The 25,837-nt window shown below is 70.4% G+C and carries 21 protein-coding genes; 6 read left to right on the forward strand and 15 right to left on the reverse strand.

Going from position 1 to position 25,837, the window contains the following annotated elements; genetic code table 11:
• Positions 1-575: 575 nt before the first annotated feature.
• The 10 genes from tyrS to argC form a co-directional block, all read right to left on the reverse strand.
• Complete coding sequence (gene tyrS / locus ABD798_RS27910; protein WP_344881030.1) at positions 576-1,850, reverse strand: tyrosine--tRNA ligase; 1,275 nt, start codon at positions 1,848-1,850, stop codon at positions 576-578.
• Positions 1,851-1,885: 35 nt separating this feature from the next.
• Positions 1,886-2,494 (reverse strand): DNA-3-methyladenine glycosylase, encoded by a 609-nt coding sequence (locus ABD798_RS27915; protein ID WP_425549304.1) that lies wholly within the window; start codon positions 2,492-2,494, stop codon positions 1,886-1,888.
• Between the two features lie 105 nt (positions 2,495-2,599).
• Positions 2,600-4,012, reverse strand: coding sequence for an argininosuccinate lyase (gene argH / locus ABD798_RS27920; protein WP_344881038.1), 1,413 nt, complete (start codon positions 4,010-4,012; stop codon positions 2,600-2,602).
• Positions 4,009-4,545 (reverse strand): adenine nucleotide alpha hydrolase family protein, encoded by a 537-nt coding sequence (locus tag ABD798_RS27925; RefSeq protein ID WP_344881041.1) that lies wholly within the window; start codon positions 4,543-4,545, stop codon positions 4,009-4,011. Before ABD798_RS27925 ends, argH begins: the two co-directional genes overlap by 4 nt.
• Entirely contained in the window at positions 4,542-5,066 is a 525-nt protein-coding gene (locus ABD798_RS27930; RefSeq protein WP_344881044.1) for an arginine repressor, read from the reverse strand. Before ABD798_RS27930 ends, ABD798_RS27925 begins: the two co-directional genes overlap by 4 nt.
• Positions 5,063-5,998, reverse strand: coding sequence for an ornithine carbamoyltransferase (argF, locus tag ABD798_RS27935; protein ID WP_344881047.1), 936 nt, complete (start codon positions 5,996-5,998; stop codon positions 5,063-5,065). The genes ABD798_RS27930 and argF overlap by 4 nt, the downstream gene beginning before the upstream one ends.
• Positions 5,995-7,188 carry an acetylornithine transaminase gene (locus ABD798_RS27940; RefSeq protein ID WP_344883585.1) on the reverse strand — a complete coding sequence of 398 codons (1,194 nt, stop codon included), beginning with the start codon at positions 7,186-7,188 and terminating at the stop codon, positions 5,995-5,997. The genes argF and ABD798_RS27940 overlap by 4 nt, the downstream gene beginning before the upstream one ends.
• A complete protein-coding gene (gene argB / locus ABD798_RS27945) occupies positions 7,188-8,078 on the reverse strand; it encodes an acetylglutamate kinase (RefSeq protein ID WP_344881050.1) in 891 nt (296 codons plus the stop codon). Before argB ends, ABD798_RS27940 begins: the two co-directional genes overlap by 1 nt.
• On the reverse strand, positions 8,075-9,247 hold the full coding sequence (gene argJ / locus ABD798_RS27950; RefSeq protein WP_344881053.1) for a bifunctional glutamate N-acetyltransferase/amino-acid acetyltransferase ArgJ: 1,173 nt from the start codon (positions 9,245-9,247) through the stop codon (positions 8,075-8,077). The genes argB and argJ overlap by 4 nt, the downstream gene beginning before the upstream one ends.
• Positions 9,247-10,269 (reverse strand): N-acetyl-gamma-glutamyl-phosphate reductase, encoded by a 1,023-nt coding sequence (gene argC, locus ABD798_RS27955; protein WP_344881056.1) that lies wholly within the window; start codon positions 10,267-10,269, stop codon positions 9,247-9,249. Before argC ends, argJ begins: the two co-directional genes overlap by 1 nt.
• Before the next feature lie 500 nt (positions 10,270-10,769).
• Here argC and ABD798_RS27960 point away from each other — a divergent pair, with 500 nt between their 5' ends.
• From ABD798_RS27960 to ABD798_RS27980, 5 genes are all read left to right on the forward strand, one after another.
• Entirely contained in the window at positions 10,770-11,789 is a 1,020-nt protein-coding gene (locus ABD798_RS27960; RefSeq protein ID WP_344881059.1) for a phosphotransferase, read from the forward strand.
• Positions 11,790-12,613: 824 nt separating this feature from the next.
• Positions 12,614-13,696, forward strand: a complete 1,083-nt coding sequence (locus ABD798_RS27965) for an ATP-dependent DNA ligase (protein ID WP_344881062.1) — start codon at positions 12,614-12,616, stop codon at positions 13,694-13,696.
• Positions 13,697-13,736: 40 nt separating this feature from the next.
• Positions 13,737-17,612, forward strand: coding sequence for an ATP-dependent RNA helicase HrpA (gene hrpA, locus ABD798_RS27970; RefSeq protein ID WP_344881065.1), 3,876 nt, complete (start codon positions 13,737-13,739; stop codon positions 17,610-17,612).
• A 271-nt stretch (positions 17,613-17,883) separates the two neighbouring features.
• Positions 17,884-19,455 (forward strand): alpha/beta hydrolase, encoded by a 1,572-nt coding sequence (locus tag ABD798_RS27975; RefSeq protein WP_344881068.1) that lies wholly within the window; start codon positions 17,884-17,886, stop codon positions 19,453-19,455.
• Positions 19,456-19,738: 283 nt separating this feature from the next.
• Positions 19,739-20,326 (forward strand): HdeD family acid-resistance protein, encoded by a 588-nt coding sequence (locus tag ABD798_RS27980; protein ID WP_344881071.1) that lies wholly within the window; start codon positions 19,739-19,741, stop codon positions 20,324-20,326.
• Between the two features lie 4 nt (positions 20,327-20,330).
• On the opposite strand, the gene ABD798_RS27985 is transcribed toward ABD798_RS27980, so the two are convergent.
• The gene (locus ABD798_RS27985; RefSeq protein WP_344881074.1) at positions 20,331-21,179 is read right to left on the reverse strand and encodes an SDR family oxidoreductase; all 849 of its coding nucleotides are present in this window, start codon (positions 21,177-21,179) and stop codon (positions 20,331-20,333) included.
• Between the two features lie 128 nt (positions 21,180-21,307).
• On the opposite strand from ABD798_RS27985, the gene ABD798_RS27990 reads away from it, so the two are divergent.
• Positions 21,308-21,691, forward strand: a complete 384-nt coding sequence (locus ABD798_RS27990) for a winged helix-turn-helix transcriptional regulator (protein ID WP_344883588.1) — start codon at positions 21,308-21,310, stop codon at positions 21,689-21,691.
• A gap of 23 nt (positions 21,692-21,714) precedes the next feature.
• On the opposite strand, the gene ABD798_RS27995 is transcribed toward ABD798_RS27990, so the two are convergent.
• The 4 genes from ABD798_RS27995 to sbnA all read right to left on the reverse strand — a co-directional run bounded on the left by ABD798_RS27995 (position 21,715) and on the right by sbnA (position 25,835).
• Complete coding sequence (locus tag ABD798_RS27995) at positions 21,715-22,221, reverse strand: flavin reductase family protein (protein ID WP_344881077.1); 507 nt, start codon at positions 22,219-22,221, stop codon at positions 21,715-21,717.
• 3 nt (positions 22,222-22,224) lie between these two features.
• On the reverse strand, positions 22,225-23,769 hold the full coding sequence (locus ABD798_RS28000) for a tryptophan halogenase family protein (RefSeq protein WP_344881080.1): 1,545 nt from the start codon (positions 23,767-23,769) through the stop codon (positions 22,225-22,227).
• Positions 23,770-23,844: 75 nt separating this feature from the next.
• A complete protein-coding gene (locus tag ABD798_RS28005; protein ID WP_344881083.1) occupies positions 23,845-24,831 on the reverse strand; it encodes a TauD/TfdA family dioxygenase in 987 nt (328 codons plus the stop codon).
• On the reverse strand, positions 24,828-25,835 hold the full coding sequence (gene sbnA / locus ABD798_RS28010) for a 2,3-diaminopropionate biosynthesis protein SbnA (RefSeq protein WP_344881086.1): 1,008 nt from the start codon (positions 25,833-25,835) through the stop codon (positions 24,828-24,830). The genes ABD798_RS28005 and sbnA overlap by 4 nt, the downstream gene beginning before the upstream one ends.
• Between the last annotated feature and the right edge of the window lie 2 nt (positions 25,836-25,837).

Below are 25,837 nucleotides of genomic sequence, written 5' to 3' on the forward strand. Positions count from 1 at the left end.
GAACACACGCACACCATCCCGAGAATCTTAGCGATTCCCTGTCCGGGGCTCTCGTTCATGTCGTTGTGATTGAAGCTTATCCGAACCGCGTTTTCGGTGTCAAATCCGCGTTTCCGGGGACTGTCGCCGATTTCCGATTCGGTTGTGGTGCTCGGTGGAACCTTATCCGGGGTGCTTTCCCGGTGTCAAATCGGGGTCCAACCCCGCTTTTCCACAATAAGGAAAACCGTTCCGGACATGGTGAAACCACCATCGGAAAATATTCACTTCAGTACAGGTGGGAGCACACGCCAGCGACGCACCGCACCCAGGCGGGTTTTGTCAGGCAGTGTGTTGTTCCCGATGAGCAGGCCGCCCACTCTACCACCGTGCGATGGGAGCTTGGTTCGCGGGTCCTACCTGCAGGGGCCCGGTCCGAAGTGGTCCGTGCCGCGCTGGCCTGGAGAAAGTTACGCAGCGCTTGATCCGAAGTCAAATCGCCTGGTCGACCCCGTGAACGAGAGCGGCGCCCGTGGCGAATCCGCAGGTCAGCGGTTCGCGACGGGCGCCGCGGTGATCGTCGGGGCCGGTCGGGACTACGGGGCGACCAGCACCCCGGCCGTGTGACGCTTGCCACGACGCAGCACCAGCCACTCACCGTGCAGCAGGTCGTCCCTGCTCGGCTGCCACGCCTCGTCGGCGATCTTCTGGTTGTTCACGTACGCGCCGCCCTCGTTGACCGTGCGCCGCGCGGCCCCCTTGCTGGGAGAAAGACCGGAGGCGACCAGCAGATCGACGATGGTCGGCTCGTCGGCGAGGCGGACCTCGCCGGTCGGGGCCTCGGACATGGCCGCCTTCAGCGTGGCGGCGTCCAGTTCGCGGATCTCCCCGCGACCGAACAGCGCCTGGCTGGCCGCGATCACCCTGCGCGTCTCGTCCGCTCCGTGCACCAGCGTCGTGAACTCCTCGGCGAGCTTGCGCTGCGCCGCCCTCAGCTGCGGCTTCTCCGAGGTGGTCAGCTCGATCTCGGCGATCTCGTCGCGGTCCAGGAAGGTGAACATCCGCAGGTACTTCAGCGCGTCGGCGTCCTGGACGTTCACGAAGTACTGGTACCAGGCGTAGGGCGAGGTCATCTCCGGGTCGAGCCAGACGCTGCCGCCGCCCGTGGACTTGCCGAACTTGCGGCCCTCGGCGTCAGTGACCAGCGGGAGCGTCAGCGCGTGCGCGGAGCCCCGCTCGACCTTCCTGACCAGTTCGACGCCGCCGACGATGTTGCCCCACTGGTCGGCGCCGCCGATCTGGAGCTTGCAGCCGTGCTTGCGGTACAGCTCGACGTAGTCGTTGGACTGCAGCAGCAGGTAGCTGAACTCGGTGTAGGACATGCCCTCGCCGTCGAGGCGGCGCTTCACCGTCTCCCTGCCGAGCATCACGTTCACCGAGAAGTGCTTGCCGACGTCGCGCAGGAACGTCGTGACCGGCATCGACTGGGTCCAGGTCAGGTTGTTCTCCACGAGGGCGCCGGTCGGCGAGTCGTCGAAGTCGACGAAGCGCTCCAGCTGGCCGCGGATGCGCTCGGTCCACTCGGCGACGGTGTCCAGGGGGTTGAGCGAGCGCTCCTCGGTGTCACGGGGGTCGCCGATCATGCCCGTGGCGCCGCCTGCCAGCACGATGGGCCGGTGCCCGGCGCGCTGGAAGCGGCGCAGGCCGAGCAGCGGGATCATGTTGCCCGCGTGCAGGCTGGGCGCGGTCGGGTCGAAACCGGCATAGAGGGTGAGCGGGCCGTTGTCGAGGTCCTCGCGCAGGGCGTCGAGGTTGGTGGACTGCGCGATCAGGCCGCGCCAGGTCAGCTCGTCGAGAATGTGCTCACTCACGCCGCCCATTGTCGCCCACCTGGTCAAAGCACTTGTCAGGCAGGGCGGCGCTTGGCTCCCCTGCGGTAGGCGCTGACGGCGGGCGAGCCCGCGAGCCAGAAGCGCCACGGCACGTCGACGGCGTTGGCGACGCCGACGCGCGGTCCGCTGACCACCTCGGCCTGCTCGTCCGGGTCGGCGGCGAGCAGGCGGACCGGGGAGGACGGGTCGGTGAGGTCGATGCCGTTCTGCTCGCGGGTCAGCCCGAGCACCGAGCACAGCCGCGCGGGGCCCTTGGCCAGTTCGCTGTCGTTGCGCGCGTTCGGGCGTCTGCGTCGGGCGAGGTCGATGCCGGTGACGACCTCGCCAGCGCGGACGAGAACGGCGCCGGGTTCGCCGTCGTGCAGGCTGACGACGTTGGCGCAGAAGTGCATTCCGTAGACGAAGTACACGTAGAGGTGACCGGCCGGCCCGAACATGACGGCGTTGCGCGCGGTTTGGCCGCGGTAGCAATGGGAAGCGGGGTCGTCGCCGCCGCGGTAGGCCTCGACCTCCACGAGCTTCACGCCGATGGGGCCGTCCGGGGTGTCGGCTTCGAGGACGCTGCCGAGCAGCAGGCGGGAGGCGGGCACGGGGTCGATCGCCAGGGCTTCGCGTCGGATCAGGGTCACCCGGTCACTCTCCCGCATGGGTCTGACAAGGCGGTCCGGCACTGCGAGAGGACCCCCTCCCGGCAGGAAGGGGGTCCTCGTCGTCACTTGGCCCAGATCTTACTTGGCCCAGTCGCGGTGCGGGCTGAGCCGCGCGACGAGCCGGTCGAGCTGTTCGGCGACCCTGGCGGGCGCTGTGCCGCCGTAGGCGTCGCGGGAGGAGATAGAGCCCTCGACGGTCAGGACCTCGCGGACCTTCGGGGTGAGGTTCGGGTTGACCTCGGCCAGCTCGGCGTCGGTCAGCTCTTCGAGGCCGATGTCCTTGGCCTCGGCGCGGCGGACGCACTCACCGGCGGCCTCGTGGGCGACGCGGAACGGGACTCCGTTGCGCACCAACCACTCCGCGATGTCGGTGGCCAGGGTGAAGCCCGCTGGGGCCAGCTCGGCCATCCGGTCGGTGTCGAAGGTGAGCGTGCCGAGCATCCCCGCCATGGCCGGGAGCAGCAGCTCCAGCTGGGCGACGGAGTCGAACAGCGGCTCCTTGTCCTCCTGGAGGTCCCGGTTGTAGGCCAGCGGCAGGCCCTTGAGCGTGCCGAGCAGGCCGGTCAGGTTGCCGATCAGCCTGCCGCTCTTGCCCCGCGCCAGCTCGGCGACGTCGGGGTTCTTCTTCTGCGGCATGATCGAGCTGCCGGTGGCCCACGCGTCGTCGAGCTTGGCGTAGCCGAACTCCGCGGTGGTCCAGATGATCACTTCCTCGGAGACCCTGGAGAGGTTCACGCCGAGCATGGCCAGGCAGAAGGCGATCTCCGCGGCGAAGTCCCGCGACGCGGTGCCGTCGATGGAGTTCTCCACCGGGGCGTCGAAGCCCAGTTCGGTGGCGACGGCGGCCGGGTCGAGGCCGAGCGAGGAGCCGGCGAGCGCGCCGGAGCCGTAGGGCGAGACGGCGGTGCGGCGGTCCCAGTCGCGCAGCCGCTCCACGTCGCGCAGCAGGCTCTGCCCGTGGGCGAGCAGGTGGTGCGCGAGCAGCACGGGCTGGGCGTGCTGGAGGTGGGTGCGGCCGGGCATGACGGCGCCGGGGTGGGTGCTGGCCTGGGCGACGAGGGCGTCGACGACGTCGATGGTGCCCGCGGCGATCCGGCGGGCGGCGTCGCGCAGCCACATCCGGAAGAGCGTGGCGATCTGGTCGTTGCGCGAGCGGCCGGCGCGCAGCTTGCCGCCGAGCTCGGTGCCCGCGCGCTCCAGCAGGCCGCGCTCCAGTGCGGTGTGCACGTCCTCGTCGTCGGGGCTGGGCGCGAACGCACCGGAGGCCACGTCGGCGTCCAGGGTGTCGAGCGCGGCCAGCATGCGGTCCAGCTCGTCGGCGGAGAGCAGGCCCGCGCGGTGCAGGACGCGGGCGTGGGCGCGCGATCCGGCGATGTCGTAGGGCGCCAGCCGCCAGTCGAAGTGGGTCGAGACGCTCAGCGCTGCCATGCCGTCGGCCGGACCGGACGCGAACCTCCCGCCCCAGAGCTGTGCCGATTGCTGCTCAGTCACGCGTACCCCTTCTGCAAATCCTTCGTGTGGCCCCGGAAATCCCTGGCCAGGGCCTGGTGGAGATCGTAGAGCGACGTCTCGCAGCGCCGTCCGGTGACCAGGGCGCGGCCCTCGCCGAGGTGGAGCCGGACCTCTCCGCTGACCCGCGACTGCGAGCTGGCGATGAAGGTGTCCAGCGCCTGCTTGAGCGGCGAGCCCATCTGTCCGTTCTGGACGAGGTCGTGGACAACTTCGGCCCAGCGCCGGTCGACCTCCGCCTTGAAGCCGAGCAGGTCGCTCTCCAGGGTGATGCTCTCCAGCGCCTGGTGGGCGGTGGTCAGCGCGAGCGCGCCGAGCCCGCCCGCGCGGCGGTTCAGCTCCTGGAGGGCTTCGAGGACGCTCAGCGTCTCGCGGTCGAGCGCGACGGGAACGCCCTGGTCGAAGGTGATCACCACCTCCAGCGGGTCGGCCGCCTCCTGCTCGCGCTCCCACGCCCCGCCCAGCGGCGCGCCGAAGGCGTTGGCCTGGATCGCGCGCAGGAACTCGGCGCTCATTCGCTTTCCCGGTGCCCGGCCATCGCCATGAACCGCTCGGCCAGCTCCGCGCCGGAGACGGGTTCGCGGGCGATCACCATGATCGTGTCGTCGCCGGCGATGGTGCCGACGACGTCGTTGAGCGCGGCGCGGTCCACGGCTCCGGCCAGGAACTGCGCGGCGCCGGGCGGGGTGCGCAGCACGGCTAGGTTGGCGGAGTGGTCGGTGGAGACCAGCAGCTCGCCGAGCAGCCTGGTCAGCCGCGAGGTGCCGCCCTCCATGCCGCGGACGGGGCTGCCGTCCTCGGGGATGACGTAGACGGGGGCGCCGCCGTCGGCCCCGCGCAGCTTGACCGCGCCGAGCTCGTCGAGGTCGCGGGACAGCGTCGCCTGGGTGACGTCGATGCCCTCGGCGCTGAGGATCTTGGCCAGTTCGGTCTGGCTGCGGATGGAGAGCTGGCGGACCAGCTCCACGATGCGCGCCTGGCGGGCCGCCCTGGTGGCCGCGGCGGCGGCGCGCGGGTGGCTCACGTCGAAGCTCATCCGCGACTTCCTTCCTGGATCAGCCAGGTCATCAGCGCCTTCTGCGCGTGCAGCCGGTTCTCGGCCTCGTCCCAGACCGCGCTGGCCGGGCCGTCGAGCACCTCGTCGGTGATCTCCCAGCCGCGGTGCGCGGGCAGGCAGTGCAGCACGATCGAGTCGGTCCCGGTGGCGGCGAGCAGGGCTTCGTTCACCTGGAAGGGGCGGAACGGGCCGACGCGGTCCTTGCCGTCGTTCTCCTGGCCCATGGAGGTCCAGGTGTCGGTGACCAGCACGTCCGCTCCGTCGACGGCGGCCTTCGGGTCGTGCACGATCTCGACGGTCGCGCCGGTCTCGGCCGCGCGCTGCTTGGCCGCGTCGTAGATCCAGGACAGCGGCTGGAAACCGTTCGGGGCGCCGATGCGGACGTTGATGCCCGCGGTGACGCCGCCCAGCAGCAGCGAGTGCGCCATGTTGTTGGCGCCGTCGCCGAGGTAGGTCAGCGTGAGCCCGGAGAGCTTGCCGAAGCGCTCGCGGATGGTCTGGAGGTCGGCGAGCACCTGGCACGGGTGGAACTCGTCGGTCAGCGCGTTGATCACCGGGACGGTCGCGGCGCCGGCCATCGCCTCGATGCGGGCGTGCGCGAAGGTCCGCCACACCACCATGTCGACGTAGCGCGAGAGCACGCGCGCGGTGTCCTCGATGGTCTCCTCGCGGCCGAGCTGCATGGTGCGGCCGTCCACGATGACCGGGTGGCCGCCGAGCTGGGCGATGCCGACCTCGAAGGACAGCCGGGTGCGGGTGGAGTTCTTCTCGAAGATCACCGCGACGCCCTTGGGCCCGGCGAGCGGGGTGCGGCCCTGCGGCGCGGCCTTCAGCTCGGCGGCGACGTCGAGCACGGCCAGCTGTTCGTCCGGGCTGAGGTCGTCGTCGCGCAGGAAGTGGCGCAAGCTCACTGGGTCTCCTCGTTCGCGGTGTCCAGCAGTGCGGGCAGTGCGGTGACGAAGCTCGCGGCCTCGTCGTCGGTCAGGATCAGCGGCGGCGCCAACCGGATCGTGTCCGGCTGCACGTTGTTGATCAGGAAGCCCGCTTCGCGCGCGGCGGTGGCGACGGCGGCGGAGACCGGCTGGTTGAGCGTGACGCCGAGCAGCAGTCCGGCTCCGCGCACACCGCGCACGAGCGGGTGCTCCAGCTCCTCGATGCCCGCCGCGATGTCCTTGCCCAGCGCGGCGGCGTGCTCGCACAGTCCTTCTTCGGTGATGGTGCGCAGGACCGCGAGCGCGGCCGCGCAGCACACCGGGTTGCCGCCGAAGGTGGTGCCGTGCTGGCCGGGGCCGAGCAGGTCGGCCGCCGCGCCGATGCCGACGCACACGCCGAGCGGCAGCCCGCCCGCGACGCCCTTGGCGATGGTGACGACGTCGGGCACGATTCCCGCGCGCTGGAAGGCGAACCAGCTGCCGGTGCGGCCGATCCCGGTCTGCACCTCGTCGATCACGAGCAGCGCCCCGTGCCGTGCGGTGATCTCGCGCGCCGCGTGCAGGTAGCCCTCCGGCGGGACGATCACGCCGTTCTCGCCCTGCACCGGCTCGATGACCAGCGCGGCGGTTTCACCGTCCACAATGGACTCAAGCGCGGCCGTGTCGCCGAAGGGCACGTGCACGACGGTGTCCGGGAGCGGCTTGAACGGGTCGCGCTTGGCGGGCTGGCCGGTCAGCGCGAGCGCGCCCATGGTGCGGCCGTGGAAACCGCCCTCGGTCGCGACGATCTTGGTGCGGCCGGTGAGGCGGGACATCTTGAAGGCCGCTTCGTTGGCCTCGGCTCCGGAGTTGCAGAACATCACCTTGCCGTTGCCGTGCACGCCGAGCAGGTCCAGCAGGCGCTCGGCGAGCTCGACGGTGGGGCCGGCGGAGAAGAAGTTCGAGACGTGGCCGAGGGTGGAGATCTGCTCGGTCACGGCCTGCACGATCGCCGGGTGGGCGTGGCCGAGCGAGTTGACCGCGATGCCGGAGAGCAGGTCCAGGTAGCGCTTGCCGTCGGCGTCCCAGACGTAGGAGCCCTCTCCCCTGGTCAGCGTGAGCCGCGGGGTGCCGTAGTTGTCCATCAGGGCGGAGCGCCAGCGCTGCCCGCCCTCCTGGTTCGAGGCGATCACTGCTGCTCCTCCCCTTCTGGCACGACCATCGTTCCGATTCCTGAGCTGGTGAAGACTTCGAGCAGGACCGAGTGCGCGAGCCTGCCGTCGATCACGTGCGCGCTGGGGACCCCGCCGCGCACCGCGCGCAGGCAAGCCTCCATCTTCGGCACCATGCCGCTGGCCAGGCTCGGCAGCAGGCCTTCGAGCGCGGCGGCGTCGATGCTGTCGATCAGCGAGGACTTGTCCGGCCAGTCGGCGTAGACGCCCTCGACGTCGGTGAGCACGACGAGCTTCTCCGCCTTGAGCGCGATGGCCAGCGCGGCCGCCGCGGTGTCGGCGTTGACGTTGTGCACCACGCCTTCCGGGTCCGGGGCGACGCTGGAGACCACCGGGATGCGCCCGGCCTGGATGATGTCGAGCACCGCGTCCGGGTTCACCGAGACCACGTCGCCGACCAGGCCGATGTCGACCGCTTCGCCGTCCACGGTGGCGGTGCGGCGCTGGGCGGTGAAGAGGTTCGCGTCCTCGCCGGACATGCCGATCGCGTGCGGACCGTGCTTGTTGATCAGGCCGACGAGCTCGCGCCCGACCTGGCCGACGAGCACCATGCGGACCACGTCCATGGTCTCGGGCGTGGTGACGCGCAGGCCGCCCTGGAACTCGCCGGGGATGCCGAGGCGGTTGAGCATCGCGCTGATCTGCGGGCCGCCGCCGTGCACGACGACCGGGTGCAGTCCTGCGGTGCGCAGGAAGACCATGTCCTCCGCGAACGCCCGCTTCAGCTCGTCGTCGATCATGGCGTTGCCGCCGTACTTCACGACGACGATCGCGCCGTGGAACCGTTGGAGCCACGGCAGGGCTTCGATGAGAACCGCGGCCTTGTCCGCCGCCACCTTGACGTTCACGACGAGTACGCCGAGTTCTCTTCGACGTAGGCGTGCGAGAGGTCGGTGCTGAGCAAGGTCGCGCTGCCCGCGCCGAGGCCGAGCCCGACGAGCACCGTGATCTCCTTGCCGCTGAGGTCAGCGAGCGAACGGTCTTCGCCGCGCACTCCGCCCGCGCAGACCTTGACGCCGTTGAGGGTGATGTCCAGGCGGTCCGGGTCGACCGCCGCGTCCGCCTTGCCCACGGCCATGGCGATCCGGCCCCAGTTCGGGTCGGAGCCGAAGAACGCTGTCTTGACCAGCGGGTCGTCAGCGACCGAGCGGGCGACGCGCTCGGCGTCGGTGTCGTCGGTCGCGCCGGAGACGGTGATGCTGACGAGCTTGGTGACGCCCTCAGCGTCGGCCTGGAGCTGGCGCACGAGGTCCAGGCACACCCCGGTCAGCGCGGCGGTGAACTCGTCTGCGGTCGGCGTGACCCCGGAGGCTCCGGACGCCAGCAGCAGCACGGTGTCGTTGGTGGAGGTGGAGCTGTCGACGGTGAGGCGGTTGAAGGTCGTGCCCACGGCCGCGCGCAGTGCGGCGTCGGCGAGCTCGGCATCGATCACGGCGTCGGTGGTGATGACGCTGAGCATCGTGGCCATGTTGGGGGCGCACATGCCCGCGCCCTTGGCGAAGCCGCCGACCGTGAAGCCCTGGTGGCTCAGCTCCGCGTACTTGGGGACGCTGTCGGTGGTCATCACCGCTGTGGCCGCGTCGATCCCGGCTTCGTCGGTGTTGGCGAGCGCGGCGGACACGGTGTCGACGCCGGGCAGGAGCGCGTCCATCGGGATGCGCTCGCCGATCAGGCCGGTGGAACAGACCGCGATCTCCCCGGCTCCGCAGCCCAGGACCTCGGCCACCTTCTCCGCGGTGGCGTGGGTGTCCTGGAAGCCCTCCGGGCCGGTGCACGCGTTGGCGCAGCCCGAGTTGAGCACGACGGCGCGCACGCGGTGCTGCGTGAGCACCTGCTGCGACCAGAGGACGGGCGCGGCCTTGACCTTGTTGGTGGTGAACACGCCCGCCGCGACGTCGAGCGGGCCGTCGTTGACGACGAGCGCGAGGTCCTTCTTGCCGGAGGACTTGATGCCCGCGTGGATGCCCGCGGCACGGAAGCCGGACGCGGCGGTGGCGCCGGAAGTGCGACTGGTCATCACGGTGCGACTCCCACGGTGGGCAGGCCGGTGGTCTCCGGCAGGTCGAGTGCGATGTTCATGCACTGCACGGCTCCGCCGGCGGTGCCCTTGGTCAGGTTGTCCTCGGCGCCGACCACGACAAGGCGGCCCGCGTCGGCGTCGACGGTGACCTGGAGGTGGACGGTGTTCGCGCCGAGCGTGGAGGAGGTGGCGGGCCAGCTGCCTTCGGGGAGCAGGTGGACGAAGGGCTCGTCGGCGCAGAAGGCCTGGTAGACCTCGCGCACGCCGGAGGCGCCCTCCGCGAGCGGGGCGGAGCAGGTGGCGAGGATGCCGCGCGACATCGGGACGAGCAGCGGCGTGAAGGAGACGGAGACCGGGCGACCCGCGACGGCGGAGAGGTTCTGCGTCATCTCCGGGGTGTGCCGGTGGGCGCCGCCGACCGCGTAGGTGCTGACCGAGCCCATGACCTCGGAGCCGAGCAGGTTGGGCTTGAGGCTCTTGCCCGCGCCGGAGGTGCCGGAGGCCGCGACGACGACCACCTCCGGGGTGATCAGTCCGGCCGCCAGCGCCGGGGCGAGCGCGATCGAGGTGACGGTGGGGTAGCAACCGGGGACGGCGATCCGGCGCGCTCCGCGCAGCTTGTCGCGGTTGCCCGGCAGCTCCGGCAACCCGTACGGCCAGGTCCCGGCGTGCTCGCCGCCGTACCAGCGCTGCCACGCGGCCGGGTCGGCCAAGCGGTAGTCGGCGCCGCAGTCCACGACGAGCACGTCCTGGCCGAGGCGCGCGGCGATCTCGGCGGAGTGCCCGTGCGGCAGGGCGAGGAAGACGACGTCGTGACCGGCCAGCTGCTCGACCGTCGTCTCGACCAGCGTGCGATCGGCGAGCGGGGCAAGATGCGGTTGGTGCGCGCCGAGCGGCGTGCCCGCGTTGCCGCCCGCCGTGAGCGCGCCGATCTCGACCTCGGGATGCCCGAGGAGCAGCCGCAGCAGCTCCCCGCCCGCATACCCGCTCGCACCGGCGACCGCGACCCGAAGTGGCATACGCATGATTATGCGTCGCGATGCAATTTCACTCAAGCGATTTCACGCGCGGTAACCGGGATGTGGCCTGGGTCTCACTGATCCGCCTAAACCTCTCGACCGTTCGGCGCGTCCGGCTGCCGCCGTTCAGCGACCTCTGGGCGACGCGCGGTCACGTTTCTTACGTTCGGCCGAACTGTCGTGGGCGACCACCGATGCTCACCGTCTATTCGGCGCACGGCCCCCCGTGAGCGGCCGTTCGGCCGAAGAGCTCGCTTAGTTTTGGCCTCGAACGGCCCGCGGCGACCACCAGCGCCGAGGGCTGGAACCACGGTGGCGGGGTATCCAGGACCACCGGCGGCCCCCTGGTCAGGAGGAGAGAACCACTCACCACGGCCACGTCAGGCCTCATCCGCGCAACCCTCGCCAAGGCGGCGGTGACCAAGAATGCCGAGAAGATGATTACCCAGAGTTACGCCAGCCCATCCAGGCCGCAGTTGTGTGCCGCTGGTGGGCGACGTATGAGCACGCTGCAGGCACAGGACGTGGCGGAGGTCTTCGGACTCGGTCAGGCCCGCGCCCAGCTCCGTGCCGTTCCCGGCGGCCACGTCCACCGGATGTGGCGACTGGACACCGATCGCGGGTCGTACGCGGTCAAGGAGATGAACCGCCAGGACAACCCGGAGTGGATGCCGTGGTTGCAGGCGGCGTGGCGGCTGGAGCTGGCCGCGTGGGGCGCTCGGATCCGGATGCCCGAGCCCGTGCCCCCGCCCAGCGGCGGTGTGGTGGCCGAGGTCCCCGTTGAGGACGCGCCGCCCGCGACCGTGCGAGTGCACCGATGGGTGAACGGCCGCTCGATCAGCCAGCCCATCGACGGCGTCGTCGGCAACTGGGCCGGGCGCACGCTGGCCGCGCTGCACTCGCTGGCCATGCCCGCCGAACCGCGCTGGGCGTTCCCGCCCACCGGCACCACCGAGGCGACGCGCTGGCAGGACCTGGTGGACCTGTCCAAGGACGCGGGCGCCGAGTGGGCGGGCGAGTTGTCCGCGCTGGCCCCGGTCGTCGAGGAGATCTACGACCTCACCCAGATCGCCGCGACCCGCTGGCTGCCCGACCTGCTCACCCACGCCGACCTGCGCGCGAAGAACGTGCTGGTCGCCGCGACGGGCCCGGTGCTGGTCGACTGGGACATGGCCGCGGCGAAGGTGCCGCGCGAGGACCTGGCCGGTTGCGCGCTGTCGGTGTCCGGGTGGAACCAGGACGACGGCCCCGTGCGCGAGACGCTGCGCCAGGTCATCGGTGGTTACCGCGCGGCGGGCGGTGCGCTGGAGCGCCCCCTCGACGTCGTCGACGCCGCCGGGGACCTGGGCAACGAGGTCGACTGGGTGGCGGCGGTGGCGCGCAGGGCGATCGGTCAGGGCGCGCAGGGCCCCGACGACATGGAGCGCAGCGCCAAGCTGATCCCCGGCCTGATCCGGGCCCTGCCGAACAAGCTGCTGGCCGCGCGGAGCCTCCGCTGGCTGCTGGCGGACCAGTTCTGACGGACCGCTGATCGAGCGTGGGGTGGGGCGTCGCTGCCACGGCGTTCCCGCCCCACGCGTCTGGTCCTCGCGCTGTCCCGGCTCGTTCTCGGCTCGTTCTTTCCCGGCCGAGGTTTGTCGGGCTGAGGCTTGTCGGGCTGAGCCACGCTGATCGCGCTCGCCAACTCCTTATTCCTTATTCCTTATTCCTTATTTTTTCCAGCCCCCGCCCTCCCAGGGGGGCGTCCCCGGTCCCAGTATCCCAGCCCCGCCCCCTTCGGAGATCGACTTCGGCGCACGCTGTGGACAACTTGGTGTCGTGTGGACAACTACCGGGATGTGGTCGACGCGGGCCTGTGAGCAGGGCTTTTGCGGGCTCTTTGAGTACTGTCTGCGTGCTCTTGGCGGGTGGGTGCGCGGCGTTGTGCCTGGTTGGAGAAAGTCGTTCGCCAGGGGGCGCGGCGCCGCTCTGTTCCGTGGTGGCGGCATGCGCACTGAAAGGGTCATTGAGGTACTTGAGCGTCCTCAATGGGTCCTTCGGGTACTTCAGCGTCCCCAATGGGTCTTTCAGGTACTTGGGCGCGATGAACGGACCGTTCGGGTACTTCAACGCACTGAACGGGTCGTTTGGTGCGTTGAGCGCACTGAACGGGTCGTTCAGGGCTTTCCAACGTGTTGGGGGGCGGGTCGGAGTGCGGGGGCGCGGATGGGGTTTGGGGCGGTTGGAGACCGCCGGGGGTGGGGTTGGGGGTACTTGAAGACTGGCGAACCCTGGGTGCGGTGAGCGGTCGTGGAGTGCGGTGAGCGGCTGCGGATGTCGGGGTGAGCTGTGAGAATGCGCGGCTATGGCGCTGCCGTTGACTCCCCCGGTCCTGCCCATGCTGGCCAGCCCCGTCAACGCGGTCTCGGACCGGGACGGCCTCTGGTACGAGCCGAAGTGGGACGGGTTCCGGTGCATCGTGTTCCGGGACGGCGACGAGGTGTACCTCCAGTCGCGCAACGGCAAGGACCTGGCGCGCTACTTCCCGGAGATGTGCGCGGCGCTGCTGGCCGAACTCCCCGAGCGGATCGTGGTGGACGGGGAGCTGGTGATCGAGCGCGACGGGGAGCTGGACTTCGACGCGCTGACGGAGCGCATCCACCCGGCGAAGAGCCGCATCACCCTGCTCAGCGAACAAACGCCCGCGCGGTTCATTGGTTTCGACCTGCTGGCGGTCGGCGACGAGAACCTGCTGGACCAGCCGTTCAGCGCGCGGCGCGAGCGGCTGGAGGAGGTGCTGCCGCAGGGCGAGCGGGTGCACATCACGCCGGTCACCGACGATCCGGCGACGGCCCGCGAGTGGTTCACGCTGTTCGAGGGCGCGGGGCTGGACGGGCTGATCGGCAAACCGGCGGACGCGGCCTACTCCCCCGGCAAACGCGTGCTGAGCAAGATCAAGCACGCCCGGACGGCGGACTGCGTGGTGGCGGGGTTCCGGTGGCACGTGAAGGCGGAGCCGGGCGAGGCGGTGGGGTCGCTGCTGCTGGGCCTGCACGACGAGCGGGGCGTGCTGCACCACGTCGGCGTGGTCGGCTCGTTCACGATGGCGCGGCGGCGGGAGCTGGTGGAGGAACTGGCGGAGCTGCGGGAGGGCGCGGCCGACGGGCACCCGTGGCTGGGCGAGCACACCGACCGCAGGCTGCCGGGCGGGGAGAACCGCTGGCGCAAGGGCGAGCAGGCGTGGGAGCCGTTGCGGCCGGAGCGCGTGCTGGAGATCTCCTACAGCCAGACCGAGGGCGCGCACCCCGCGCGGCTGCGGCACAACGGGCAGTTCGCGCGGTGGCGGCCGGACCGGGACGCGGCCTCCTGCGGCTACGACCAGCTGGAGCAGCCCGCGCGCTACGACCTGCCCTCGGTGCTCTCCGGCGAGGTCCGCGCGGCGGACTAGCGGAAATTGGGGAGCGGAGGAGAGATAACCTGGTGTCGCGATGGGAACACCGGTCACGAAGTCTCCGCTGACAGCCCTGGCAGATCGTCTTTCCGAGGTGATGCTCCGCGACGAGCGCCGCCTGCGCCGTCGACTCGACGGGGCCCGCCGGGCCAAGGACCGCCAGGGGCTGGTCGAACGCCTCTCCGCCGAAGTGGAGAAGGCCGAACTGCGCGTCGCCCAGCGGCGCGCGGCGGTCCCGAAGATCTCCTACCCGGAGCAGCTGCCGGTCAGCCAGCGCAAGGACGAGATCCTGGAGGCGATCCGGGACCACCAGGTGGTGATCGTGGCCGGGGAGACCGGCTCCGGCAAGACCACCCAGATCCCGAAGATCTGCCTGGAGCTCGGGCGCGGGGTGCGGGGGCTGATCGGGCACACGCAGCCGCGCCGGATCGCCGCGCGCACGGTCTCGGAGCGGGTCGCCGAGGAGCTGGGCGGCGAGGTCGGCGACGTCGTGGGCTACAAGGTCCGCTTCACCGACCAGGGCAGCGACACCACGCTGGTCAAGCTGATGACCGACGGCATCCTGCTGGCGGAGCTGCAGAACGACCGGCAGCTGCACCAGTACGACACGCTGATCATCGACGAGGCGCACGAGCGCAGCCTCAACATCGACTTCATCCTGGGCTACCTGAAGCAGCTGCTGCCGCGCCGCCCGGACCTCAAGGTCGTCATCACCTCGGCGACGATCGACCCGGAGCGCTTCTCGCGACACTTCAGCGACGCTCCGATCGTGGAGGTCTCGGGCCGGACCTACCCGGTCGAGGTCCGCTACCGGCCGCTGTCCGACCCGGACGCGCCGGAGGCGGAGGACCTCGACCAGATCCAGGGCATCTGCGAGGCGGTCGAGGAGCTGTCGCTGGAGGGGCCGGGCGACGTGCTCGTGTTCCTCAGCGGTGAGCGCGAGATCCGGGACACCGCGGAGGCGCTGGAGAAGCTCGACCTGCGCGACACCGAGGTGCTGCCGCTGTACGCGCGGTTGTCCGCCGCCGAGCAGCACCGCGTGTTCCAGGCGCACCGGGGGCGCCGCGTGGTGCTGGCGACCAACGTCGCGGAGACCTCGCTGACGGTGCCGGGCATCAAGTACGTGGTGGACCCGGGTACCGCGCGGATCTCCCGGTACAGCCACCGGTTGAAGGTGCAGCGGCTGCCGATCGAGGCGATCTCGCAGGCTTCGGCGAACCAGCGCAAGGGCCGTTGCGGCCGTGTGTCGGAGGGCATCTGCATCCGGTTGTTCTCCGAGGAGGACTTCGAGGGGCGCCCGGAGTTCACCGAGCCGGAGATCCTGCGCACGAACCTCGCCTCGGTGATCCTGCAGATGACCTCGATCGGCCTCGGCGACATCGCCGGATTCCCGTTCCTGGAGCCGCCGGACAAGCGCAACATCTCCGACGGCGTGCAGCTGTTGCAGGAGCTGAACGCCTTGGACGCCAAGGAGAAGCAGCTCACGCCGATCGGGCGCAAGCTCGCTCAGCTGCCCGTCGACCCGCGTCTGGGCCGGATGGTGCTGGAGGCGGAGGACAACGGCTGCGCGCGCGAGGTCATGATCATCGCGGCTGCTCTGTCCATTCAGGACCCGCGCGAGCGGCCGGTGGAGAAGCAGGAGGCGGCGGCGCAGCAGCACGCGCGCTTCCGCGACAAGGACTCGGACTTCGTCACCTACCTGAACCTGTGGAACTACCTGCGTGAGCAGCAGAAAGCCTTGTCCTCCAACAGGTTCCGCAAGCTGTGCAAGGCGGAGTTCCTGAACTACCTGCGGGTGCGGGAGTGGCAGGACATCGACAGCCAGCTGCGCCAGGTGGCCAAGCAGCTCGGCATCACGCTCAACACCGAGCCCGCCGATCCGCTGAAGGTGCACACCGCGCTGCTGGCGGGCCTGCTCTCGCACGTGGGCATGAAGGACCCGGCCAAGAACGAGTACTTCGGCGCGCGCAACGCGAAGTTCTCCATCTTCCCCGGCTCGGCGCTGTTCAAGAAGCAGCCGAGGTGGGTGATGGCGGCCGAGCTGGTCGAGACCACGCGGCTGTGGGGCAGGGTCGCGGCGAAGATCGAGCCGGAGTGGATCGAGAAGCTGGCCGGGCACCTGGTCAAGCGCAACTACAGCGAGCCGCACTGGGAGCGCAAGCAGGGCGCGGTGATGGCGCTGGAGCGGGTCACGCTCTACGGCATCCCGATCGTGGCCGGGCGCAAGGTCAACTACGGCAAGGTCGACCCGGAGCTGTGCCGCGAGCTGTTCATCCGGCACGCGCTGGTCGAGGGCGACTGGGAGACCGGCCACAAGTTCTTCCACACCAACCGGGAACTGCTCGCCGAGGTCGAGGAGCTGGAGCACCGGGCGCGGCGGCGGGACATCGTCGTCGACGACGAGACGCTCTTCGAGTTCTACGACAAGCGGGTCGGCGCCGAGGCGATCTCCGCGCGGCACTTCGACACCTGGTGGAAGAAGACCCGGCGGGAGCAGCCGGACCTGCTGACCTTCGACCGCTCGATGCTGATCAACGAGCGGGTCGGCGGGGTCAGCGACGCCGACTACCCCGACGAGTGGCACTACGGCGATCTGCGGCTGAAGCTGACCTACCAGTTCGAGCCGGGAACCGACGCGGACGGCGTTACCGTGCACGTGCCGGTCGCCGCGCTCAACCAGCTGGAGCCGGAGCCGTTCAGCTGGCAGGTTCCCGGTCTGCGCAAGGACCTGCTGACCGCGCTGCTGAAGTCGCTTCCGAAGGCGTTGCGGCGCAACTTCGTCCCGGTTCCGGACTACGTGAACGCGTTGCTGGCGCGGCTGAAACCGTCGAACGCGCTGCTGCTCGCCGAGCTGGAGACGCAGTTGCAGGCGCTGGGCGGGGTCGCGGTGGCGCCGGACGCGTGGGAGCTGGACAAGGTCGGCGACCATCTCAAGATCACTTTCCGGGTGGTCGACGAGAAGGGCGCCAAGGTCGCCGAGCACAAGGACCTCACCGCGCTCAAGGGGAAGCTGAAGTCGAAGGTGCAGCGCGAGCTGTCCACGGCGGGCAACGCGGTGGAGCGCAGCGGGCTCACCGACTGGACCATCGGCGAGCTGCCGAGGACGTTCACGCAGCAGCGCGCGGGCTACGCGGTCACCGCCTACCCGGCGCTGGTCGATTCCGGGACGAGCGTCGCGGTGCGGATGTTCGAGACCGAGGACGAGCAGCGGCGCGCGATGTGGCTCGGCACTCGGCGGTTGCTGCTGCTCGGGGCGCCGTCGCCGATCAAGCTCGTGCACGGGCGGCTGTCCAACCAGGCCAAGCTGACGTTGAGCTCCAGTCCGCACGGCGGGGTCGGCGCGCTGCTTGCCGACTGCGCGGCGTGCGCGGTCGACCACCTCGTCGCCGGGGCCGGTGGTCCCGCGTGGAACGCCGAGGGCTTCGGGGCGTTGCGGCACAAGGTCCGCGCGGAGCTGGGCAACGTGATGATGGACGTGCTCGGGCACGTGCAGCAGGTCGTCGCCGAGTGGCAGGCCGTGCAGCGCGCGCTGTCCGACGCGCCCGACTTCCCCGCTTCCCGTGCCGCGCTCGCGGACATCCGCGCGCAACTGTCCACTTTGGTCGGTCCGGACTTCGTGGCGGCGACCGGATCGGCTCAGCTGCCGCAGCTTCCCCGCTACCTCAAGGCGATCGAGCAGCGGATCGCGAAGCTGAGCACCAACGCCGAGCGGGACCGGGACTCCATGCGCGCCGTGCACGCGGTGGAGCAGGAGTACCGCGAACTCGTCGCCGAGGTCGGCTCGGATCTCCCGGAGGTGCGGCGGGTGCGGTGGATGATCGAGGAGCTGCGGGTCAGCTACTTCGCGCAGACGCTGGGCACGCCGTACCCCGTCTCCGACAAGCGGATCTACCGCGCCATGGACCAGATCTGAGCGGTGGCCGAACTCCCTGAATGAGTCATTCAGGGAGTTGAGCGCCCCCAATGGGTCGTTCGGGTACTTCAACGCGCTGAACGGGTCATTCAGGGAGTTGAGCGCACCAAACGACCCGTTCAGCTCCCTCAGCGCACCAAACGGGTCGTTCAGGGCTTGGGCGGACTGAACGAGTCGTTGAGCACGTACGCGGTGGGGGTGGGGGCGCTCACCTGGGGTTCACGGGGGGCGTGAAAGGCTGCGTGGGTTTCGCGGAGCGAGGGGGTTTGGCGTGCCACGAGGTAGGGCCGCTTTCGGCGCCACGGCGGTCGCGCTGGTGGTGGCGACGATCGGCGCCGCGTGCACGGTGGGGCCGTCGAACAGGCCCGCGGTCGTGCACGACGGGGACGCCCCGCCCGTGGTCGCTCCCACGCCCGGCAAGCCCCCGCCCGCGGCGGTGCGGCCGCTGGGTGCTCCGGAGGGCGCGAAGCTGAGCTGGTCGGACTGCACGAGCCAGACGCGGTTCCGGCTCGGCGCGGCGGCGGGGACGGCGATGCGCTTCGAGTGCGCGCGGGTCAGCAACACCTTGGACTCGCCGAGCAGGCCGGGCCGGGGCACGACGCGGATCGCGGTGCTGAAGGCCGGGACCGGGCCGGTGCCGCTGGTCGTGGTCAACGACGTCAACGGCGAGCCCGGCACGTTGTTCGCGGCGCGGTTGGCGCAGCAGCTGGGGCCGGAGGTGATGGGCACCTTCTCCCTCGTCGGCGTCGACCGGCGGGGCACCGGCGAGTCCGAGCACCTCCAGTGCGTCCCGGAGTCGATCCGGCAGCGGCTGATCGGCTTCGACCCGACGGCCAAGGACTCGACGAAGATCAACGAGCTGTTGGAGGTCGCGCGGGAGGCCTCGCAGGAGTGCATGCTCGACTTGGACGAGCAGCTGCCCGCGAACGACACCTGGCGCACGGCGTCGGACCTGGAGAAGGTCCGCGAGCTGCTGGGCATGCGGCACCTGCACGCGCTCGGCAGCGGCGAGGGCTCGCGCGTGCTGACCGTCTACGCCGAGCGCTACGGCGACAAGGCGGGGCGGTTCGTGCTGGACGGCTCCCCCGATCCGACCTCGGACGGGATCGGGCTGGCGCAGGCGAGGGCCGCGGCGACGGAGGCGACGTTCTCGGAGTTCGCAGACGACTGCGTCAAGCGGGGCTGCTCGCTGGGCTCGGATCCGAAGAAGTCGGTGAACGACCTGGTCGCCAAGCTCGCCGAGAAGTCGCTGACCAGCTCGGACGGGCTCGCGGTGACCGGCGGCTCGGTGATGTTCGCGCTGACGGAGTCACTGGGCGAGCGCTCGTCGTGGCCCGCGCTCGGTGACGCGCTGGCCAAGGCCGCCTCGGGCGACGCCGGGCCGGTCGCGGCGCTGCTGGCGCCCGTGATCAAGAACAAGAGCACGGTGGGCGCGCGCTTCGACGGGTCGATGATCACCGCGTGCAACGACACCACGGTGCGCATCCCGCCGGACCGCGCGGCGCAGCTGATCAAGGAGTGGGGCGCGAAGAGCCCGCTGTTCGGGCCGGTGTTCAGCCAGCGGCTGATGTGGTGCGGACCGTGGCCGGTGCCGAGCCAGCCACTGCCGCCGGTGCGGGGGGCCAACGCCGGGCCGATGGTGGTGCTCACGACCGCGACGGACCCGATGACCCCGCCGGAGGGCACGAAGCGGACCGCGGAGCAGCTGCCCGGGGCGTCGCTGGTGACCTGGCAGAGCAACGGGCACGGAGCGCTGACCGGCAGCGGGTGCGTTGCGACCGCGCTGAAGGACTACCTGGTGGACGGGAAGATGCCCGCGAACGCGACGGTGTGCCCGCCGTAGAAGGCCGACGGGCACACCGTGTCTCTTCGCGGTCCAGCCGCGTCAGTGGCTAGCAGCCGCCGCAGCAACCACAGCCAGGACCCGTGCAGGTGCTGCAGCAGCTGCAGCCGCCGGCGGCCGACATCTCTTCCATTGCGTACCTCCACGCTCGTGGGAGCCCCGGAAGCACCAACGGTATGCGTGATCACGCATGGGTCGACACCGCCGCCCGACTGACAGCTCTCCCCTGGTGGGGTGAGCACTCCGAGTGGCAGCGGTAGCACTCCGGGTTGACCATGAGCGCATGGGTGATTTCCTGCTGCGTCGATGGTGGCTCGTGGTCGTGCGCGGGGTGGCCGCGATCCTGTTCGGGGTCGTCGCGCTCGCCTGGCCCGGCATCACGGTGTTGGCGCTGGTGACACTGTTCGGCGTCTACGCGTTCGTCGACGGCGTTGTGGCCGTCGCGGTGGCGCTCGCCGACAAGGTGGCGCCCTCCGCCGACCGGGCGATGACCGGGCTGCTCGGCGTGGTGAGCCTGGTGGCGGGCATCGTGGCGGTGACCCTTCCGGAGATCACCGCGCTCACGTTGCTCTACGTGATCGCGGCGTGGTCGGTGCTGGCGGGCGTGCTCCAGATCGGTGTCGCGTGGCGGCTGCGGAAGGTCCTCGCCAGGGAGTGGCTGCTGTTCGTCAGCGGCGGCCTGTCCCTCGCGCTCGGCCTGGCGCTGTTCATCAGCCCCGGCGAAGGCGCGATCGCGCTGGTCGTCACGATCGCGGCCTTCGCGCTGCTGTGGGGCATCGTGCTCACACTGGTCGGGATCAGGCTGCGGACCATCGGCAAGCGCCTCGCCGCCGAGGCGGAGCTGGCCGAGGGCACGACCGCCGCGCTCTGAGCTACTACTTCTTGAGCAGGTCGGCGATGTAGTCGGTGACCGGTCGCGTCGGGTGGCCGATGAGCGCGCTCAGCACGCCAGGGGTGTGGTCGAGGACCCCGCCCTTGGCGATGTTGGCGTCCACGTCGGCGAACACCGCCGCGACCGGCTCCGGGAAGCCCGCGCCGGTCAGCCGCGCGATGTGCTCCTCGGTGGTGAGGTTGCGGTAGGCCACCGGCTTGCCTGACACGCGGGCGATCTCGTGGGTCAGCTCCGCGAAGGACCAGGCGGTGTCGCCGGAGAGCTCGTAGATCTTGTCGTCGTGGCCGTCCGTGGTCAGCACGACCGCCGCGGCCTCGGCGTAGTCGGAGCGCGCGGCACTGGACACGCGGCCCTCGCCCGCACTGCCGCTGATCTCGCCGGACTCGACCGCGCCGGCGATGTCGTGCGCGTAGTTCTCGTGGTACCAGCCGTTGCGCAGGATCGTGTAGGTCAGCCCGGACGCGAGCAGGGCCTCCTCGGTGGCCTTGTGCTCCTCGGCGAGCGCCATCCGGCCCGAGTCCGCGAACGGGGCGCTGGTGTAGACGAGCCTGCGGACGCCCGCCTTCACGGCGGCCTTGATCGCGTTGGTGTGCTGCTCGGCGCGCTTGCCGAACTCGTTGCCGGAGATCAGCAGGACCACGTCGGCGCCGGCGAAGGCCCGTTCCAGGCTCGCCGGGTCGCCGTAGTCGGCCGCGCGCGCCTGGACGCCGAGCTCCTGCGCCTTCTCCGGGCTGCGGACGGCGGCGACGACCTGGTCGGCGGGGACGCGCTGGAGCAGGGACTCGACGACCAGTGCGCCGAGCCCGCCGGTGGCTCCGGTGATGACGATCATGAGAGGTCTCCTCGCCGTGCGGCGCGGGCCGTCCCCGCGCTCACCAACGAGCTTGTACTAACTTTTGGTTAGCGCCAACTGGTAGTTAGTACTGTCACATTCGGTTGTGCTGCGTGCGGGGTACTGTCATGGGCATGGACGCCCACCAGCAGCTGCTCGCCGACGTCTTCGACCGGGCGTGCCCGTCGCGGGACGCGCTGGAGCACGTCACCGGGCGCTGGGGAATCCTGGCGATGGTGGCGCTGACCGAGGGCACGTTCCGGTTCAACGCACTGCGCCGCAAGGTCGACGGGATCAGCGAGAAGATGCTGTCGCAGACGCTGCAAGCGTTGGAGCGCGACGGTTTCGTGCGCCGCGAGGCCCAGCCGGTGATCCCGCCGAAGGTCGAGTACAGCCTGACCCCGCTCGGCGCGGAGACCGCGGAGAAGGTGTTCGCGCTCGTCGAGTTCGTCGAGGAGCGGCTGCCCGAGGTGATGGAAGCGCGCAAGGCCTACGACGCGGCGAAGGGCTGAGGCGCCAGGCCCCAGCCCTTCTGTCAGCGCTCCCAGGAGGAGAAGCTCCGGAAGCCGTAGAGCAGCGGATCGTCCTCGCGCTGGCCGACGTCGACGACCTTGCCGATGACGATCGCGTGGTCCTCCACGACGTGCAGTCCGGCGACGACGCATTCGGCGGTGGCGAAGGCGTCCTCGACCAGCAGTGGCGCGCCGACCTCGGCCGACGGCCGCCACGGCAGGCGGGTGAAGCGCTCCGGCGCAGCCGAGGAGAACAGCTCCGCCGCGCGCTTTCCGTTGGTGTGCAACAGGTTCACCGCGAAGCCGCCGCTGTCCCGCACCGCCGCGAGCGTGCCGCTGCGCAGGTTGAGGCACACCAGCAGCGTCGGAGGGTCGGCCGCGACGCTGGTCAGCGACGTGCACGTCATCCCGTGCGGCGCGCCGTCGGCGTCGAGCGCGGTGATGACCGAGACGCCGGTGGGGAAGGCGCTCATCAGGTCGCGGAAGCCCTGGACCGCCGTGACGTCGCGGGAGACCGGTGCGGCTGTCACGGCTCAGCCGTTGATCGAGTCGATGTACTCGTAGCAGGTGGGCAGGTTCTCCACCAGCTCCTGGGCCTCCGCCGCCAGCCGCGCGAGCTCGGCCCTGGCGTTGGCCGGGTCGACGTGCGCGAGCGCGGGGCGGGGGCGCTGCGGTTCGAGGCCGAGCCCGAGGGTCATCGTGATCCACGAGTAGGACTCGAAGCCGTGGTAGTGCGGGTACATCGCGGACTCGTCGATGAGCAGCGAGCGCGCGTGCTCCAGCCGGGGAGCCAGGCCCGAGGGGATCGCCCGGATCTTGGTCTCCTTCCAGTACGGGGTGTCGTCGCGCTCGGTGGCCCGGTAGTGCAGGACCAGGAACTCCTTCACACCGTCGATGACGTGGGCGACCTTGGTGTTGTAGGCATCGGCCAGGCCCGGGTCCCAGTGCTCGTCGGGGAAGTGCTTCACCAGCTGCTCGATCCCGTGCTGGATGAAGAAGATGCCGGTGGACTCCAGCGGCTCGACGAAGCCCGAGGACAGGCCGATCGCCACCACGTTGTTCACCCACGAGCGCTGGTTGCGGCCGATGCGCATGCGGATGTGGTTGGCCTCCAGGTCATCGCGGCCCGGGGCGACCTTCTCGCGCAGCGTGCGCTCGGCCTCCTCCGGCGAGCAGAACTCGTCGGAGTACACGTAGCCGTGGCCGTTGCGCTGGTGCAGCGGGATCGTCCAGATCCACCCCGCGTCCATCGCGGTCGCCGTGGTGTAGGGCTGCATCGTCTTGGCCAGCTCGCCCTCGCGCGGCACCCGCAGCGCCACCGCGCGGTTGTTCGGCAGAACGTCCTGGAAGGACTCGAACTGCTCGCCCAGCGTCTGGTTGATCAGCACGCCCCGGAAGCCCGTGCAGTCGACGAAGAGGTCACCGTTCAGGTCGCCGCACTCGCGGGTCTTGACGTGGCTGACCCACCCGCGCGCGTCCTGACCGATCTCCACCACGTCGTCGATCACGTGCTTGACGCCGCGCTCGGCGCCGAACTTCGCCAGGAACTTGGCGAGCAGGTCGGCGTCGAAGTGGTAGGCGTAGGGGAACTGCGCGCGCTGTTCGTCCAAAGTGGACCGTCCGAGCGAACCGTCCAGGTTGGACACGAACAGCGATCCGTCGAGCAGGCGCGGCGAGAGGTTGTTCTCGCACATCGTCGGCGTGAGGTAGATCTGGCGGTCGAAGTCCTCGCCGCGATCACCGAGCTGCAACCACCAGTCGGCCAGGGTGAAGCCGTCCGCGACGCGCAGCCGCTCGAAGGGGTGGTAGAAGTGGTGGCCCTTGCGGCGCCAGTCCTGGAACCGGATCGCGAGCTTGTAGGAGGCCGAGCACTCCGGCATCCACTCGCGCTCGTCGAGGCCGAGGTAGTCGAAGAAGTGCCGCACCGTCGAGAACGTGGCCTCGCCGACGCCGATCGTGCCGACGCGCTTGGACTCCACCAGCGTCACCTCGACGCGGTCGCCGAACGCCTCCTTCAGGTACGTGGCTGTCATCCAGCCCGCCGTGCCACCGCCAACAATGACCACTGACTTGATCACACCAACGCTCCTCGGGATCGTCCGGCCTGCGGATCGACCGTAGGCGGCGGTTCTTTCAGCTCGTTATCACGCGGGCTAGTCGACGAGGACGTAGCCGTCGCCGGGGCGGGATGCGCGGGAGCGGCGGAGCCCGGTCAGGGAGAAAGTCCTTTGCAGCCAACGGTCCTGGCCGTCGTAGCGCGGAGTGAAGGCCGTGCGGCCGTGGACGGTCACGTGGTTGTCCACGATCGCGAGATCCCCGGGCGTCAACGCGGAGCTGGTCGCGGTCTGCTCGAACAGCTCGCCCAGCTCCACCAAAGCGGCCGAACCCGCCTCGGTCTGCGGCTGTGTGGCGGCGAAATCCACGCGCAGATCGGGGTCTTCAGGGGCGCCGGTGAGCACCGCGTGCGCGACGGGAGCGTTGCCGTCACCGAAGGACGGTGGGGCCGCCGTGATGAATTCGGGGCGGGACAGCGCATCGCGGCTACGCGGGCTGAGCAGGTCGAGCACCTGGCGGACGCACGCGGTGCGCAGGCCCGCGATGCCCTCGTGGTCGGAGCGCAGGCACAGCAACATGACGTAGTCGGGGCGGTGCTCGTGGAAGGCGTTCTCGTTGTGGAAGGACAGCAGCACCGAACCCGCGTTGCCCTGGAAGGTCTCCTTGCCCGGCACGGGAACGACGTCCTGCACGAGCGCGCCGGTCTTCTCCGGCAGGAACGCGGCGGGGTCGCCGAGGCCCGAAGCGATCATCGCGAGGACGGCCGCGCCAACGGTTGCCTTGCGCTGCACGGAACCCGCGACCATCGGCGTGGCACCGAGGGTGTCCAGGCCGACCGGGAGGCCGCGCAGCAGGAGTGTCCCTTGTGGACCGGAGTCCCGGCGGAAGCGGCGGACCGACCTGCGCACGGAGACGGGGAGCTCGTCCCACGCCTCCCGCGCGGCCACCACCCACTTGGGGTCGTCGATCACACCGTCGGCGACGTCGAGAAGGCCGAGGGCGATCTCGGTCACGGCGGCGGCGTCGGTTTCGCTCAGCGACACCACGTTCGGCGTCGCACTCCTGACATAAGTGGTCACGGTCATCGCGCACTACCCATCGATTGCAGCATCGTCACCGTCTCCTCGTGGTCGAGGTCGAGCGCGTCGGGGCCGTAGATCTCCTCGACCCAACCGCGCTGGTACACCGAGTCCAGGTACCGCTCCCCCAGGTCGGGAGCGATCGCCACGGCGGTCGGATCACCGCCGGGCGCGAACTCCGCCAGCCAGCGCAGCGCGCCGCTGACCACGGTCCCGGTGGACCCGCCGAACAGAAAACCCTTGCGGGCGAGGCGGTGGCACGCCCGGACGGTGTCGACCTCCGGGACGTGCACGACATCGTCCACATAGGACACATCGAGCAGTGGTGGGCGAACCCCCGTGCCCAGGCCGGGAATCATCCTGGGCGCGGCGGGGCCCCCGAAGGTCACCGAGCCCGCGGCGTCGACCGCGACGATGGTGACCCGGGGGTGGTGCTCCTTGAAGTAGCGCGCGCAGCCCATCAGGGTTCCCGTCGTCCCCGCGCCGAGGAAGAGCACGTCCAGGTCGGGGAAGTTGCGGGCGATGGACGGCGCGGTCCAGCGGTAGTGGGCCTTCCAGTTCGCCGGATTGGTGTACTGGTTGAGCCACAGGTAGCGGCCGTCGGACGCGCACAGCTCGCGCACGTAGCGCAGGCGCGCCGCGAGGAACCCGCCGTCCGCGTCGGGCTCGACGATCGTGTGCACGCGGCTGCCGAGGGTCTCGATCAGCCGCTTGGTGGCGAGGTTGCAGCGCGCGTCGGTCACGCACAGGAACTCGTACCCCTTGCTGGCGGCCAGGATGCTCAGCGCGACGCCGAGGTTGCCGGAGGAGGACTCGACCAGGACCGTGCCGGGTCGCAGCACACCGCTGCGCTCGGCCGCCTCGACCATCTCCCTGGCGGCCTTGAGCTTGATCGAGCCCGCGAAGTTGAAGCCCTCGCACTTGAGGTAGAGACTGCGGCCGAAGGTCGCCGCCAGGTCGACGAAAAGGTCGTCCTCGTGGAAGTCCTCCGGCTCGGAGATGATCGGCACGC

It is taken from the genome of Allokutzneria multivorans, from assembly GCF_039537405.1.
GTDB classification, from domain to species: Bacteria; Actinomycetota; Actinomycetes; order Mycobacteriales; family Pseudonocardiaceae; genus Allokutzneria; species Allokutzneria multivorans.

Excerpts from the sequence above, each read along its gene's own strand:
- ABD798_RS28005 (WP_344881083.1), bottom strand. The coding sequence starts at position 24,831 with ATGACCGTGACCACTTATGTCAGGAGTGCGACGCCGAACGTGGTGTCG.
- ABD798_RS27960 (WP_344881059.1), top strand. The coding sequence starts at position 10,770 with ATGAGCACGCTGCAGGCACAGGACGTGGCGGAGGTCTTCGGACTCGGT.
- argC (WP_344881056.1), bottom strand. The coding sequence starts at position 10,269 with ATGCCACTTCGGGTCGCGGTCGCCGGTGCGAGCGGGTATGCGGGCGGG.
- ABD798_RS27965 (WP_344881062.1), top strand. The coding sequence starts at position 12,614 with ATGGCGCTGCCGTTGACTCCCCCGGTCCTGCCCATGCTGGCCAGCCCC.
- ABD798_RS27985 (WP_344881074.1), bottom strand. The coding sequence starts at position 21,179 with ATGATCGTCATCACCGGAGCCACCGGCGGGCTCGGCGCACTGGTCGTC.
- hrpA (WP_344881065.1), top strand. The coding sequence starts at position 13,737 with ATGGGAACACCGGTCACGAAGTCTCCGCTGACAGCCCTGGCAGATCGT.
- argJ (WP_344881053.1), bottom strand. The coding sequence starts at position 9,247 with ATGACCAGTCGCACTTCCGGCGCCACCGCCGCGTCCGGCTTCCGTGCC.
- ABD798_RS27925 (WP_344881041.1), bottom strand. The coding sequence starts at position 4,545 with ATGAGCGCCGAGTTCCTGCGCGCGATCCAGGCCAACGCCTTCGGCGCG.
- ABD798_RS27990 (WP_344883588.1), top strand. The coding sequence starts at position 21,308 with ATGGGCATGGACGCCCACCAGCAGCTGCTCGCCGACGTCTTCGACCGG.
- ABD798_RS27980 (WP_344881071.1), top strand. The coding sequence starts at position 19,739 with ATGGGTGATTTCCTGCTGCGTCGATGGTGGCTCGTGGTCGTGCGCGGG.
- ABD798_RS27930 (WP_344881044.1), bottom strand. The coding sequence starts at position 5,066 with ATGAGCTTCGACGTGAGCCACCCGCGCGCCGCCGCCGCGGCCACCAGG.